Genomic DNA, 12808 nt, shown 5'->3' on the forward strand with positions numbered 1-12808 from the left:
GCAGCTTAACCCAGAAAAAAAGGCCACGGTATGCGGCCTTAGTCGGGTGTATTACTCTGAATGTGCCAGCGTTAATAACTAACGCGCGTAAGTAGCGGTTAAGGTAGCCTTAGCCAACGCATTCGCGTTTAACATAAAGCTAACCACAGCGGCACTGGCAGCATCTGGCACCGCCAGAGTGTCTTCTGGTAGCGCCCACACAGTAAATTGATAGCGATGCATACCATGGCCTTCAGGCGGGCAAGCGCCACCGAATTCTTTACTGCCATAGTCATTCGTAAAACGGCGGCAACCTGGCGGTAAACTGCCTTTACCAGCACCTCGGGCCAAGCCTTTGGCATCAGCCGGAATATCTGTTACCAGCCAGTGCCAAAAGCCTGAGCTGGTGGGTGCATCTGGATCAAACACCGTAATAGCAAAGCTTTTAGTAGCCGAGGGCGCATGTTGCCAGCTCAGTTCAGGCGAAATATTTTTACCATTACAACCAAACCCATCAAACTCATGCTCTTTCGCCATAAAATGACCTTCTTGCAGCTCTGGGCTACGAAGGGTGAAACGCAATTCAGTCATATTAGCTCCATCAAAATTACTAATGTTAGTAAGTACTTACTTAAGTGTAGAAAGCCATTGATAAAAGGCTTGTTTTGGCAATGCACCGGCTTGCTGCGCTACTACTAGCCCCTGTTTAAACACCATTAAGGTTGGAATTGAGCGAATGGAAAACTGTGCAGCCAGTTGTTGTTGTTGCTCAGTGTTAATTTTACCAAAACGAAATTGCGGCTCTAGCTCACTGGCCGCCTGACTAAACACGGGTGCAAAATTCTTACATGGACCACACCAGCTAGCCCAAAAATCGACAACCAGCGGCAATTGCGCTTTGTCGGCATGCGCAGCAAAATTACCACTGGTAAGTTCAATAGGCTGACCGTTAAACAGCAGCTGCTTACACTTACCACAACGCGATTGTGTGGCGGGCTTATCAGCCGGTAAGCGATTAAGGCCGTTACAATAAGGGCAGGCAATAATCATGATAATCTCCAATACGTCTTTGGGCTTCTTGTATAGTGTCAGCTCAGCTAAATTTAAAGCCAAAATTAAAAACTCACCTGCTGCCAATCGGTTTTATAATCGAAGATCAGGCTTTTAATCTCGCCATTACCTTCAATATTAACGGTATTAACCTGGGCCGGCCACAACTCCTGCAATGCACGATGCTGAAACCTCAGGCCAGCAACAGCAGGCTACATATTAAACGGATCAATTATTTTCCTTTTGCTCTGTTGCTTTTGTTGCCGGATCTTTTAGCTCCGTTTTACTATCTTGCATAATATCCCGGCTAACCTTGGCTTTACTCTTCTCAGCTTTATAAGCCTCTATGCGCGATGGCACAATACGCCGCGGATAAAAATTGTTTTCAATATCGACATCTGCCGTTTCCCATTTCGGGTCAACCAGCACCTCTTGCAGTACTTTACCTTTGGCGCTAACAATAAGCTTATTTACCGCTTTCGGACTACGGCGCCAGATCTCGGCCGGAATATACTGCTGCTCAGAACTACCATCAGCATAGTTCAGTTGCAGTAAAATAGGCATGACCAGACCACCTTTGTTACTAAACTGCAACACATAGTAGTTTTTATCTTCAGATACTGCCCGCTCAAACGCCTTACGCTCCCAAGGTTCTAACTCATGCACGAACTTGTTATAGGCATTACGTTCTTTGTTAGTAACGGCAAAACGATCATTGTCGTCATAAAAGTCCCGTACATCCGGGTTTTTATCAATCCACAGCACTTTGCCTTCGACATTGTTTCGCTCAACAAACAGCGGCATCGGTTTATCTTGATCTTGCTGGCGCTCACGAGAAAAGTCGATATCGGGGTTTTTCGTGTCTAAACGCAACTGGTATACTTTGTCTAACGAAATATCAACGTGGTCAGTGCTGTAAAACCAACCACGCCAAAACCAGTCCAAATCAACACCACTGGCTTCTTCCATGCTGCGGAAAAAATCGGCCGGGGTTGGCCGCTTAAATTTCCAGCGCGTGGCATACTCTTTAAACGCAAAATCAAACAACTCGCGGCCTAAAATCACCTCACGCAGAATATTAAGCGCTGCCGCAGGTTTGGTGTAGGCATTAGGGCCAAGTTTTAACACGCTGTCAGACTGCGTCATAATCGGCACTTGCACGTCTGACTTCATATAATCGACAATATCACGCGGTTCAACACCCCATGGTATGGTAGGGTCCCACTCCCGACCGGCAACACCATCGAGAAAGCTATTTAACCCTTCGTCCATCCAGGTCCATTGCCGCTCATCCGAGTTAACCACCATTGGGAAATAAATATGCCCTACTTCATGAATAACCACTTTCTTTCGGGTAAAACGACATGGCCATAACAAATGGTTGCTCATTACCACCCTGCTGATAGCCTTTCGCATCCCAGATAAATTTACGAGACGAAGCCCAAGCAAAATCCCGCACCTTATTGGCTTTAAAATGCCATACTTTTGTGTCAGCTGTACCTGCTTTTTCGTTATCAAGCGCCTCTTGCTCGGTCACAATAAATACCGGCCGTTTCGCCGTTTTAGCCTGTTCTAACCGAGTTAATTGGTCGGAGGTTAACACTTTGGCACTGTTTTGTAGCTCACCGGTTGCTGACACAATATGATCAGCTGGTACGGCTAACTTAACGTCATAATCACCAAATTCTAGGGTAAACTCGCCACGACCTAAAAACTCTTTATTGGTCCAGGCTTAGGCGGGCAGTAATATCACCGTCGCCAATTGACGTTGCCGGGCCACGTCGGCCAACACCACCAAAATCGGTCGTCATCTCGGCCATCGAATCATTCTTAAAAATATTCTGGTCCAAATGCAGCCATAGATACTTCAGGGTATAAGGTGAGTTATTTTTATAGGTTATTTGCTGCGAAGCGCTAAGCCGACGAGACGCTTCATCAAGCACAACGTCCATTTTATAGTTAACTTGCTGCTGCCAATATTGCTGACCCGGTTCACCAGCGGCATTACGATAAATATTGGGCGTGGGTAACACTTCTTCTAGTTGGCGAAATTTATCGTCAAAGTCACCTTTGGTTTGACGAATAGCACTGTCGGCATTGAAAGAACTACTGAGCAGGACAACAAGCAAACTAAGTAACGAAACACGAGACAAGATAACGAGCATAATTGAAGGATCTCTTATTATTTTTAGCGCTTAAATACGCTCATTACAATAAGGAACTTCATGCTGGCAAACAAACCCGTTTAGCACGTTTATTGGTGGTTCTGTCGCCAAAAAAAACCCCACAAATGCGGGGTTATATTTTTAACAGGGTAAAGCGGGGTTAATCTCTTGTCTTACGTGGCGCGGCGCCAGGACGCGGACCAGGACCACTACGGCGCTCACCACCACTATTTTGGCTGGCGCTATTGGTAGTACTTTTTGCAGTACTACCTGGTGTGCTGGCAGGTGTACTGCCAGTATCAATACTAATATTCAGCTTTTGCTTTCGCACATAAACTTTTTTTAGATGCTGAAAAATTTCAGCCGGAATATTGGCTGGCAATTCAACCGTACTAAAGTGATCAAACAACTTGATATTACCGATAAACTGGCTGTCAATGTTAGCCTCATTGGCTATAGCACCCACAATATCACCGGCTCGGACACCATGCTCTTTACCCACTTCAATGCGGTAATTATTGTAATCACCTTTCATTTCACGACGCACCCGCGGGCCACGATCTGGCCGTTCGCCTGAACGTTCATTTGAGCGCTCACTTGATCGTTCAGAACGATCGTTGCGGTCACTGCGTGGTCGCTCTTCCCGTTCACCACGGGCGTGCGGCTGACGTAATTCCGGAAATTGTTTCGCCACATTTAAAGGCTGTTCTTTTTGTGCCAGATATAACAAAGCTGCTGCCAGATCAACATCTGTTGTTTCCAACTTTTCGCGCCAATCAGTTACCAGCTCTTGGAAAAAACTCAAATTCTGAGAATCAATGGTTTGTGCCAGTTGTTCACGAAATGATTCTATCCGACGCTGTTCAATTACCTGACCGGTAGGTAATGACATTTGTTCTATTGGTTGCTTAGTAGAATGTTCAATAGTACGTAACAAACGACGTTCACGTGGTGACACAAATAAAATTGCTTTACCCTCACGACCAGCACGACCCGTTCGGCCAATTCGATGTACATAAGCTTCACTGTCGTACGGAATATCGTAATTTACAACCAAACTAATTCGCTCAACGTCTAAACCACGGGCAGCAACGTCAGTTGCGACAATAATATCCAGCTGGCTAGCTTTCATGCGACGAATGGTTTGCTCACGATGCGCCTGATTCATGTCACCGTTTAAACAGGCCACAGCATAACCGCGAGCACCCAATTTTTCAGCAATTTCCTCAGTGGCACTTTTGGTACGAACAAACACGATGCTGGCATCGTATTCTTCACCTTCGAGTAAACGAGTTAACGCGTCCAATTTTTGATTAGCATCAAGCAATACATAGCGCTGAGTAATACTTTCAACAGTACTGGTTTTCGATGCAATTTTTATTTCTTCAGCATTTTTTAAATGCTTTTGTGCAATAGCTCTAATTTGCGCGGGCATGGTGGCAGAGAACATAGCAACCTGGCGGCCTGGCGGAGTAGCATCCATAATGGTTTGCACATCGTCAATAAAGCCCATACGCAACATTTCATCGGCTTCATCCAGCACGATAGCACGTAGTTTATCAAGTTTTAATGTTCCACGATCTAAGTGGTCAAGAATACGGCCTGGGGTACCAACTATAACTTGTGAACCACGTTTTAACGATTTAAGTTGGTTGGTATAGCTTTGGCCACCGTATAGTGGTAACACATGAAATGCTGGCATATATCGGGCATAAGCCTGAAAAGCCTCCGCCACCTGAATAGCCAGTTCACGGGTTGGTGCCAGCACCAGAATTTGTGGATCATTTTGCGCCGGGTCTAGCCGGGCAAGTAAAGGCAGTGCAAATGCGCCGGTTTTACCGGTACCCGTTTGCGCCTGACCTAACACGTCTTCACCAGCTAACAATTTTGGAATAGCAGCCGCCTGGATAGGCGATGGCGTTTCATAACCAAGTTCAGTGACCGCTCGAACCAGCGGTTCCGGCAGCATTAGCTGGGAAAAAGACAAAATTTCAGACATACGTTGTTATAACCTCAATCACACGCAGGCTTGTTGGTAAGTGCTATTGTTGTTTTTACCTAGCCTGCAATGCAGTAAAAACACGAAAACGGGCAAAAGACATCGCTTTTCCCGGTTTTATTCCAGTAGTATAGTCGAACATTTACCACCTAGAGGATCACCATGATAGAAATCCTTGTTGGCAGCCAAATGGGCGCAGCGGAATATGTGGCAGAACAAGTTGCTGAAACACTGGTACAAGCGGGATATGAGACTAAACTTCATCTTCAACCCGATTTGGATCAGCTAAACCCGACTCACATCTGGTTAGTGATCACATCCACCTATGGCGCAGGAGATCTGCCTGATAATATTCAACCCTTTGCGGATCAATTAGCACAAGATCGGCGTGATCTTAACACACTTTCTTTCGCCGTGATCACTTTAGGTGATTCCAGTTACGATACTTTTTGTCAGGCAGGCAAAACATTGCTCCGGTTATTACAACAACGCGGTGCAAAACCACTGTTATTTACCCTAGAAATTGATGTATTAACAGCAGAATTACCAGAAGAGAACGCGCTAAGCTGGTTGCCAGAATTTATTCAGCAACTAAAAAAAAGCGAGTGAAAACCACTCGTCTCTCAGGAAGTACAGATAAACAAATCAAGACATAAAAATTGAAACCACAATCAAACCAACCAAATGCCATCTTAGCCATTATAAATAACCGTAAATTAACAATACTCTGCTTAAACCTTGATAAATTAGTGTATTGCGCAAATAGGCTCGCCGGTTAACTGAACAGCTTATCCTCACCTTATAAACAAAGTTCTTAATAAAAAATGAGAATGTGTATAAGTAAGCTTAAAAGCGGTGATAAACCTGTACTTACACACTTAATAAAAATATTTCCCGCTTACCCTGTGGATAACTAGTTAAGTTATCCACCCGTTCAGGTACGCTTGATCCAACCTTGATCACAGGATCTGATCCTATTTAAGTTATTGATCATCAGTTGCAATAATGGCTTATCCACTGAAAACAGGCTGCTTAATAGTAATAATAATAAAAAGATCTTTAAAAAGATCTTATATATATTAAACGGATCCTAAGCCGTTTTAGACGTTTCAAAACCTGCTATATCGCGCTACAATACGCCCCCTGATTTAAACCGGCATTTGTGCCAAAGCTGAGGCAGATATGTTGTATCAAGAAACCTTTGATGTAATTGTGGTCGGTGGTGGACATGCCGGCACTGAAGCTGCTTTGGCTGCTGCAAGAATGGGTTTGCAAACACTATTGCTTACTCATAATTTAGAAACACTAGGCCAAATGTCATGCAACCCGGCAATAGGCGGTATTGGCAAAGGACATCTGGTTAAAGAAATCGATGCACTAGGCGGTGCTATGGCGATTGCCGCTAACAAGGGCGGCATTCAATTTCGAACATTAAATAGTTCAAAAGGCCCTGCTGTAAGAGCAACACGCGCTCAGGCTGATCGACAGTTATATCGTGCTGCCATTCGTCAAACACTCGAAAATCAACCTAACCTAAGAATTTTTCAACAAGCCTGCGACGATCTTATTGTTGAACAAGATCAGGTTAGAGGTGTTGTTACCCAAATGGGTTTAAAGTTTAGGGCTAAGTCCGTTGTAATGACAGTAGGCACTTTCTTAGGTGGCCAAATACATATTGGGTTAGAACAATTCTCTGGTGGCAGAGCAGGCGATCCGCCCTCAATTGCGTTAGCAAAACGTTTACGGGAATTACCATTCAGAGTCGATCGATTAAAAACCGGAACACCACCACGGGTAGACGCCAGAACAGTCGATTTTTCTGTGATGCAAGCTCAACCTGGTGATACACCAACACCAGTCTTTTCATTTTTAGGCAGCAACAAAGATCAACCAACACAAATACCTTGCTACATTACTTACACTAATGAACGTACCCATCAGGTAATACGTGATAATTTGCATCGCTCACCAATGTATACCGGCGTAATTGAAGGTATTGGCCCACGCTATTGCCCATCAATTGAAGATAAAGTAATGCGTTTTGCCGATAAAGATAATCACCAGATTTTTATTGAACCAGAAGGCTTAACCACTCACGAACTTTATCCTAATGGTATTTCAACAAGTTTGCCTTTTGATGTACAACTAGCAATAGTCCGCTCAATAAAAGGCATGGAGAATGCGCATATAACCCGGCCAGGCTATGCCATTGAATATGACTTTTTTGATCCCAGAGACTTAAAAAGCTCATTAGAAACCAAGCACATTAAAGGACTGTTTTTTGCAGGACAAATTAATGGCACAACAGGGTATGAAGAAGCCGCAGCGCAAGGACTACTTGCCGGCTTAAATGCGGCCTTATTTGCTACCGAACGGGATAGCTGGTCGCCGAGCCGTGATCAAGCATACCTTGGCGTATTGGTAGATGATTTAACGACGCAGGGTACTAAAGAGCCTTACCGTATGTTTACCAGCAGAGCAGAATACCGACTTATGCTACGGGAAGATAATGCCGATGCCAGATTAACAACTAAGGGCCGTGAATTAGGGCTGGTTGATGATCAACGTTGGCAAATATTTAATGAAAAAATGAACCAAGTAGAGCTGGAAAGACAACGACTCCGGCAAAGTTGGATTCATCCGCAGCACAGTACCTTAGCAGCCATTAATAGTTTGCTTAAAACACCATTAAGTCGAGAAGCTAGTTTAGAAGAATTACTACGCCGACCAGAAATGACGTATCAAGAGATGATGAAAATTGACGGTTTAGGTCCTGCACTTGCCGATCCAATAGCAGCTGAACAAGTTGAAATACAAATTAAATATGCAGGCTATATAAATCGTCAACAAGAAGAAATTGCCAAACAACAACGTAATGAACAAACTAAATTACCAGCAGAATTTAATTACACAACGGTGAAAGGTTTATCAAACGAAGTAATTATGAAGTTAAATCAACACCAGCCAACCACTGTAGGGCAAGCTTCACGAATATCAGGCATTACACCAGCTGCCATTTCTTTATTACTGGTATATCTGAAAAAACAAGGCTTATTGCGCAGGTCTGCCTGAAAGGATCGCTATGTTGGATAAACTGCAACAGTTGCTGACTCAAACCAGTCTGCAATTAAATGATAAGCAAGTAGAAAAATGTATTGAATATGTTCAACTGCTAACCAAATGGAACAGTACATATAATTTAACGTCAGTACGTGAACCTACAGAAATGTTAATTAAACATGTATTGGACAGTCTGGTTATTGCTCCTTATTTGCAAGGCGATCATTTTATTGATGTCGGAACAGGCCCGGGTTTGCCTGGAGTACTACTGGCAATTTATTACCCTGCTAAACACTTTACGTTGCTTGACAGTTTAGGCAAGCGAGTAAGGTTTTTAAACCAAGTTAAGTTGCAACTTGGTTTAGTAAATATTACCCCAGTACAAAGTAGAGTAGAACATCATATACCTGTGCAACTTTACGATGGCGTAATAAGCCGCGCCTTTGCTTCTGCTAACGATATGGTACATTGGTGTCGGCATTTACCCGCAGAAAAAGGCTGTTTTTACGCAATGAAAGGCGCCATTGTGCAAGAAGAAATTGCAGCTTTGCCGGATTTTGTTAAAGTAGCCGCTGTTATTCCATTGCAAGTACCGGAACTTGATGCCAGCAGGCATCTGATTATTATTACCGGCAACAAACCATAACGAGGGAGCTTTGTGGGAAAAATCATTGCCATTGCCAATCAAAAAGGTGGAGTAGGTAAAACGACCACAGCTGTTAATTTAGCAGCATCATTGGCGGCAACAAAACGCAAGGTGTTACTAATAGACCTTGACCCTCAAGGTAATGCTACTATGGGTAGTGGTGTTGATAAATATCAAGTACATGCCACAGCTTATGAATTATTAATTGAACAAAAACCATTATTAGAAGTAATAGTAAAAGAAACCAGTGGTGGTTATCACCTGGTTGCAGCAAACTCTGATGTAACTGCTGCAGAAGTTCGTTTGATGGATGTGTTTGCCCGTGAACTACGACTGCGTACCGCGCTAAAAGAGTATCGCAACAACTATGATTTTATCTTTATTGACTGCCCACCCTCCCTTAATATGTTAACAGTTAATGCCATGGCAGCTGCTGATACCGTATTAGTGCCGATGCAATGTGAATATTTTGCTTTAGAGGGACTGACGGCATTAGTGGATACTATTAACAAGCTAGCGGCGGTAATTAATGCCGATTTGAAAATTGAAGGCATTTTACGCACGATGTACGACCCACGAAACCGGTTGGCTAATGATGTATCAGAGCAATTAAAACAACATTTTGGTGATAAAGTTTACCGAGCCGTGATCCCGCGCAATGTTAGGTTAGCAGAAGCACCTAGTTTCGGTACTCCAGTTATGTATTATGATAAAAACTCTACCGGTGCTAAGGCTTATTTGGCGCTTGCTGGGGAAATGTTACGACGTTCAGATAAAAAAATTAGTAACAAAACGATCCCACTATAACCACGAAAGTTAAAGGATATTTTTGCGCATGTCGGTGAAAAAACGCGGTTTAGGACGGGGCTTAGATGCTTTACTTACGTCAAATAAAACGACGGAACAACATCATGCAAACCAGCACTCTGCTGAATTGCAAAAAATACCTGTTGAATTTTTAAGGCCGGGTAAATATCAGCCACGAAAAGATATGTCGCAAGATGCCTTAGAAGATTTAGCAAGCTCTATTCGGGCGCAAGGTGTTATTCAACCAATCGTTGTTCGCGCTATTGGCGATAACAGTTATGAAATTATTGCCGGCGAGCGACGCTGGCGAGCAGCACAACTGGCACGACTAGCCGATGTTCCTTGTTTAATTAAAAATGTACCCGATGAAGCTGCTGTAGCAATTGCCCTGATTGAAAACATTCAACGAGAAGATCTTAATGCTATGGAAGAAGCTGTAGCGCTAGACCGTTTATTAACAGAATTTGAGTTAACTCATCAGCAGGTAGCTGACGCAGTGGGTAAATCGCGTGCCACAGTAACAAATTTACTTCGACTTAATGGCCTGAATGAGGACGTAAAAGTTTTACTTGAACACGGCGATATAGAAATGGGGCATGCCAGAGCGTTACTGGCACTGGCAAATGAAAACCAGTCAGACACTGCTCGTTTAGTGGCGCACAAGCAATTAACTGTTCGTGAAACAGAGAAATTAGTACGGCGGATCCTTGAGCCTGCAGCTGCAATACCACCTAAAATTAAAGATGCCGATGTTGCAGCACTTGAACAACGATTAAGCGAGCGCTTTGCTACGGCGGTAGAAATTAGTTGCAATAAGGCAGGTAAAGGCCAGTTGGTTATTCGTTATAGTAGCCTGGATGAATTTGATGGAATTATTGAAAAACTACAACTGGGCGAGCAACTATAAATGGCATAAAGGTCAGTAAATGGCTTTTAGTTGCAAAATAAAGCTAAATAAGTATACTTGCGGCTGATTTTTACCCTGAAAGTAGCGCTGACAAAGTAGCCGGAGTAGTTATGGAACTGAGCCCGCGTCAGATAAGACTTTCAGCATATAAAATGGTTGCTTGTCAGGTTATTATAGCTGCATTAGTGGCACTGATTTTTTACATAATAAACGGCGAACCGGCAGCCCGCTCGGCGTTTAAAGGGGGCCTAATAGCCGCCATACCAAATTTAGTTTTTGCACTGTTTGCGTTCTGGTATCTGGGATGGGGCACTGCAGAACAAGCGAAAACGGCCTTTATGCGTGGTCATTCGCTAAAAATTTTGCTGACCATTGGTTTTTTTGTTCTGGTAATGCAGCAAGCAGATATTGTTGCAGCAGCCGTATTAACAGGATATATCCTGACATTACTGGCGCAATGGACAGCGGCGATTTTTTTTAAACTTTGATAATTGGGAAGAAACATGGCTGCAGGTGAAACTACCATTTCAAGTCATATTCAGCACCACCTTACTAACGCAAAAATGTGTTCCGTTAATGGCGAAACCGTTTTTAACAAAGCGTGTAGTGAGTCGGGTTTCTGGGTATTACATATCGATACCTTAGCGTGGTCTATTGGTTTGGGTATCTTATTCCTCTGGCTGTTCAGAATCGCTGCGGTGAAAGCCAGCAAAGATACTCTGGCAGTTCCGGGTAAATTTCAGTGTTTTGTTGAAATGCTGATTGAATTTATCGACTCCAACGTTAAATCTACTTTCCAGGGCCGAAGTAAACTCATTGCGCCATTAGCACTGACTATTTTTGTCTGGGTTTTTCTGATGAACCTAATGGATTTAGTACCGGTTGATATTCTGCCTGCCCTGGCTGGCTGGATTGGTGCTACTTTTTTTGGTATGGAAGCGAAAGACGTTTATATGAAAGTAGTTCCGACCACCGATATTAACACCACGGTGTCACTGGCATTAGGTGTGTTTCTACTGATGATCGGCTATTCAATTAAAATTAAAGGTGTTGTTGGGTTTATTAAAGAACTTACCCTACATCCTTTTAATACGAAAATTGTTTGGCTTCAGATACTGCTGGTACCATTTAACCTGCTGTTGGAAGTGTTAGCGCTAATTACTAAGCCTTTCTCGTTGGCGTTGCGTTTGTATGGCAACCTTTATGCCGGAGAAATGATCTTTATCTTAATCGGTATCATTGGTTTGTTTCAGTTACCTTTACACTTTATCTGGGCGGTATTCCATATTCTGGTTATTGTGTTACAAGCCTTTGTATTTATGATGCTGACCATTGTTTACCTGAGTATGGCCAGCGCAGATAATCATTAATTTTTTAAACTTTAACTTTAACTTTAACTATCGGAGTAAAACATGGAAACAATCTTAACTATGCCAGAAGCAGTGGTAGAAGCGGTAAAATTAATCGCTGTTGCCCTGTTAATCGGTTTTGGTGCTTTAGGTACTGCTTTAGGTTTTGCCAACATGGGTGGTAAATTCCTGGAGTCATGTGCGCGTCAACCAGAGTTAGCACCTTCACTACAAGTTAAAATGTTCATCCTGGCAGGTTTGATCGATGCGATTTCTATGATCGCAGTTGGTATCGCCATGTATATTCTGTTCGTTGGATAAGCAGCCGCGCACATCCTGAAATCGAACACTTTAACTGAGGAGGAGCGGACGTGAATCTGACTCTGACTATAATCGGTCAAATGATTGCTTTTGCAGCCTTTGTACTGTTCTGCATGAAGTTTGTTTGGCCACCTTTGATGAATGCCATCGAAGCACGCCAGCAAAAAATTGCTGACGGTCTGGCGGCAACTGATCGCGCTGAAAAAGACCTGGAGTTAGCTCAGGACAAAGCGAAAGATCAGCTAAAAGATGCTAAAGCCCAAGCGGCTGAGATCATCGAGCAAGCGAAAAAGCGTGAAGCGAAAATGCTGGACGAAGCTATCGCCAAAGCAAATGCCGAACGGGATCATATCCTGTCGCAGGCAAAAGCTGAGCTGGAAGCTGAAGGAAATCGCTTACGTGAAGATTTACGCAAACAAGTTGCAGCATTAGCTGTTGCTGGTGCAGAAAGAATTCTGCGTCGCTCTATCGACGAAGCTGCTCACAGCGACATTTTGGAAAAACTGGTACAAGAACTGTAATGGG

At 43.5% G+C, this 12808-nt stretch carries 16 protein-coding genes; 9 read left to right on the forward strand and 7 right to left on the reverse strand.

Features of this window, described 5'->3' with window-relative positions; genetic code table 11:
- Positions 1-78: 78 nt before the first annotated feature.
- The 7 genes from VT06_RS06165 to VT06_RS06180 all read right to left on the reverse strand — a co-directional run bounded on the left by VT06_RS06165 (position 79) and on the right by VT06_RS06180 (position 5193).
- Positions 79-570: a YbhB/YbcL family Raf kinase inhibitor-like protein gene (locus VT06_RS06165; RefSeq protein WP_046553417.1), complete on the reverse strand. Its 492-nt coding sequence runs from the start codon at positions 568-570 to the stop codon at positions 79-81.
- 36 nt (positions 571-606) lie between these two features.
- Positions 607-1029, reverse strand: a complete 423-nt coding sequence (gene trxC, locus VT06_RS06170) for a thioredoxin TrxC (protein WP_046553418.1) — start codon at positions 1027-1029, stop codon at positions 607-609.
- A 65-nt stretch (positions 1030-1094) separates the two neighbouring features.
- Positions 1095-1226, reverse strand: coding sequence for a DUF6702 family protein (locus VT06_RS18825; RefSeq protein WP_369796892.1), 132 nt, complete (start codon positions 1224-1226; stop codon positions 1095-1097).
- 31 nt (positions 1227-1257) lie between these two features.
- Positions 1258-2418: a M1 family aminopeptidase gene (locus VT06_RS18410; protein ID WP_235357371.1), complete on the reverse strand. Its 1161-nt coding sequence runs from the start codon at positions 2416-2418 to the stop codon at positions 1258-1260.
- On the reverse strand, positions 2360-2668 hold the full coding sequence (locus tag VT06_RS18415; RefSeq protein WP_200897920.1) for a hypothetical protein: 309 nt from the start codon (positions 2666-2668) through the stop codon (positions 2360-2362). Before VT06_RS18415 ends, VT06_RS18410 begins: the two co-directional genes overlap by 59 nt.
- A gap of 79 nt (positions 2669-2747) precedes the next feature.
- Positions 2748-3194, reverse strand: a complete 447-nt coding sequence (locus tag VT06_RS18420) for a hypothetical protein (RefSeq protein WP_200897921.1) — start codon at positions 3192-3194, stop codon at positions 2748-2750.
- Between the two features lie 160 nt (positions 3195-3354).
- Positions 3355-5193, reverse strand: a complete 1839-nt coding sequence (locus tag VT06_RS06180; protein WP_200897922.1) for a DEAD/DEAH box helicase — start codon at positions 5191-5193, stop codon at positions 3355-3357.
- Between the two features lie 162 nt (positions 5194-5355).
- Here VT06_RS06180 and mioC point away from each other — a divergent pair, with 162 nt between their 5' ends.
- From mioC to atpF, 9 genes are all read left to right on the forward strand, one after another.
- The gene (gene mioC / locus VT06_RS06185) at positions 5356-5802 is read left to right on the forward strand and encodes an FMN-binding protein MioC (RefSeq protein WP_046553419.1); all 447 of its coding nucleotides are present in this window, start codon (positions 5356-5358) and stop codon (positions 5800-5802) included.
- Positions 5803-6375: 573 nt separating this feature from the next.
- The gene (mnmG, locus tag VT06_RS06190; RefSeq protein WP_046553420.1) at positions 6376-8265 is read left to right on the forward strand and encodes a tRNA uridine-5-carboxymethylaminomethyl(34) synthesis enzyme MnmG; all 1890 of its coding nucleotides are present in this window, start codon (positions 6376-6378) and stop codon (positions 8263-8265) included.
- A gap of 10 nt (positions 8266-8275) precedes the next feature.
- Positions 8276-8899, forward strand: a complete 624-nt coding sequence (rsmG, locus tag VT06_RS06195) for a 16S rRNA (guanine(527)-N(7))-methyltransferase RsmG (protein ID WP_046553421.1) — start codon at positions 8276-8278, stop codon at positions 8897-8899.
- Between the two features lie 12 nt (positions 8900-8911).
- Positions 8912-9706, forward strand: a complete 795-nt coding sequence (locus VT06_RS06200; protein WP_046553422.1) for a ParA family protein — start codon at positions 8912-8914, stop codon at positions 9704-9706.
- A 28-nt stretch (positions 9707-9734) separates the two neighbouring features.
- The gene (locus VT06_RS06205; protein WP_046553423.1) at positions 9735-10613 is read left to right on the forward strand and encodes a ParB/RepB/Spo0J family partition protein; all 879 of its coding nucleotides are present in this window, start codon (positions 9735-9737) and stop codon (positions 10611-10613) included.
- A 110-nt stretch (positions 10614-10723) separates the two neighbouring features.
- A complete protein-coding gene (locus tag VT06_RS06210) occupies positions 10724-11101 on the forward strand; it encodes an ATP synthase subunit I (protein ID WP_046553424.1) in 378 nt (125 codons plus the stop codon).
- Between the two features lie 15 nt (positions 11102-11116).
- On the forward strand, positions 11117-11983 hold the full coding sequence (gene atpB, locus VT06_RS06215) for a F0F1 ATP synthase subunit A (protein ID WP_046553425.1): 867 nt from the start codon (positions 11117-11119) through the stop codon (positions 11981-11983).
- Positions 11984-12043: 60 nt separating this feature from the next.
- Entirely contained in the window at positions 12044-12283 is a 240-nt protein-coding gene (atpE, locus tag VT06_RS06220; RefSeq protein ID WP_152658987.1) for a F0F1 ATP synthase subunit C, read from the forward strand.
- Positions 12284-12333: 50 nt separating this feature from the next.
- On the forward strand, positions 12334-12804 hold the full coding sequence (gene atpF, locus VT06_RS06225) for a F0F1 ATP synthase subunit B (RefSeq protein WP_046553427.1): 471 nt from the start codon (positions 12334-12336) through the stop codon (positions 12802-12804).
- Positions 12805-12808: the final 4 nt, after the last annotated feature.

The sequence above is a fragment of the Arsukibacterium sp. MJ3 genome, assembly GCF_000987765.1.
In the GTDB taxonomy this organism is placed as follows: Bacteria; Pseudomonadota; Gammaproteobacteria; order Enterobacterales; family Alteromonadaceae; genus Alishewanella.

What these genes read in the sequence shown, in the direction of transcription:
- rsmG (WP_046553421.1), top strand. Translation starts at nt 8,276, where the DNA reads ATGTTGGATAAACTGCAACAGTTGCTGACTCAAACCAGTCTGCAATTA.
- trxC (WP_046553418.1), bottom strand. Translation starts at nt 1,029, where the DNA reads ATGATTATTGCCTGCCCTTATTGTAACGGCCTTAATCGCTTACCGGCT.
- VT06_RS06210 (WP_046553424.1), top strand. Translation starts at nt 10,724, where the DNA reads ATGGAACTGAGCCCGCGTCAGATAAGACTTTCAGCATATAAAATGGTT.
- VT06_RS06165 (WP_046553417.1), bottom strand. Translation starts at nt 570, where the DNA reads ATGACTGAATTGCGTTTCACCCTTCGTAGCCCAGAGCTGCAAGAAGGT.
- VT06_RS18410 (WP_235357371.1), bottom strand. Translation starts at nt 2,418, where the DNA reads ATGAGCAACCATTTGTTATGGCCATGTCGTTTTACCCGAAAGAAAGTG.
- mioC (WP_046553419.1), top strand. Translation starts at nt 5,356, where the DNA reads ATGATAGAAATCCTTGTTGGCAGCCAAATGGGCGCAGCGGAATATGTG.
- mnmG (WP_046553420.1), top strand. Translation starts at nt 6,376, where the DNA reads ATGTTGTATCAAGAAACCTTTGATGTAATTGTGGTCGGTGGTGGACAT.
- VT06_RS06205 (WP_046553423.1), top strand. Translation starts at nt 9,735, where the DNA reads ATGTCGGTGAAAAAACGCGGTTTAGGACGGGGCTTAGATGCTTTACTT.
- atpB (WP_046553425.1), top strand. Translation starts at nt 11,117, where the DNA reads ATGGCTGCAGGTGAAACTACCATTTCAAGTCATATTCAGCACCACCTT.
- VT06_RS06180 (WP_200897922.1), bottom strand. Translation starts at nt 5,193, where the DNA reads ATGTCTGAAATTTTGTCTTTTTCCCAGCTAATGCTGCCGGAACCGCTG.
- VT06_RS18420 (WP_200897921.1), bottom strand. Translation starts at nt 3,194, where the DNA reads ATGCTCGTTATCTTGTCTCGTGTTTCGTTACTTAGTTTGCTTGTTGTC.
- atpE (WP_152658987.1), top strand. Translation starts at nt 12,044, where the DNA reads ATGCCAGAAGCAGTGGTAGAAGCGGTAAAATTAATCGCTGTTGCCCTG.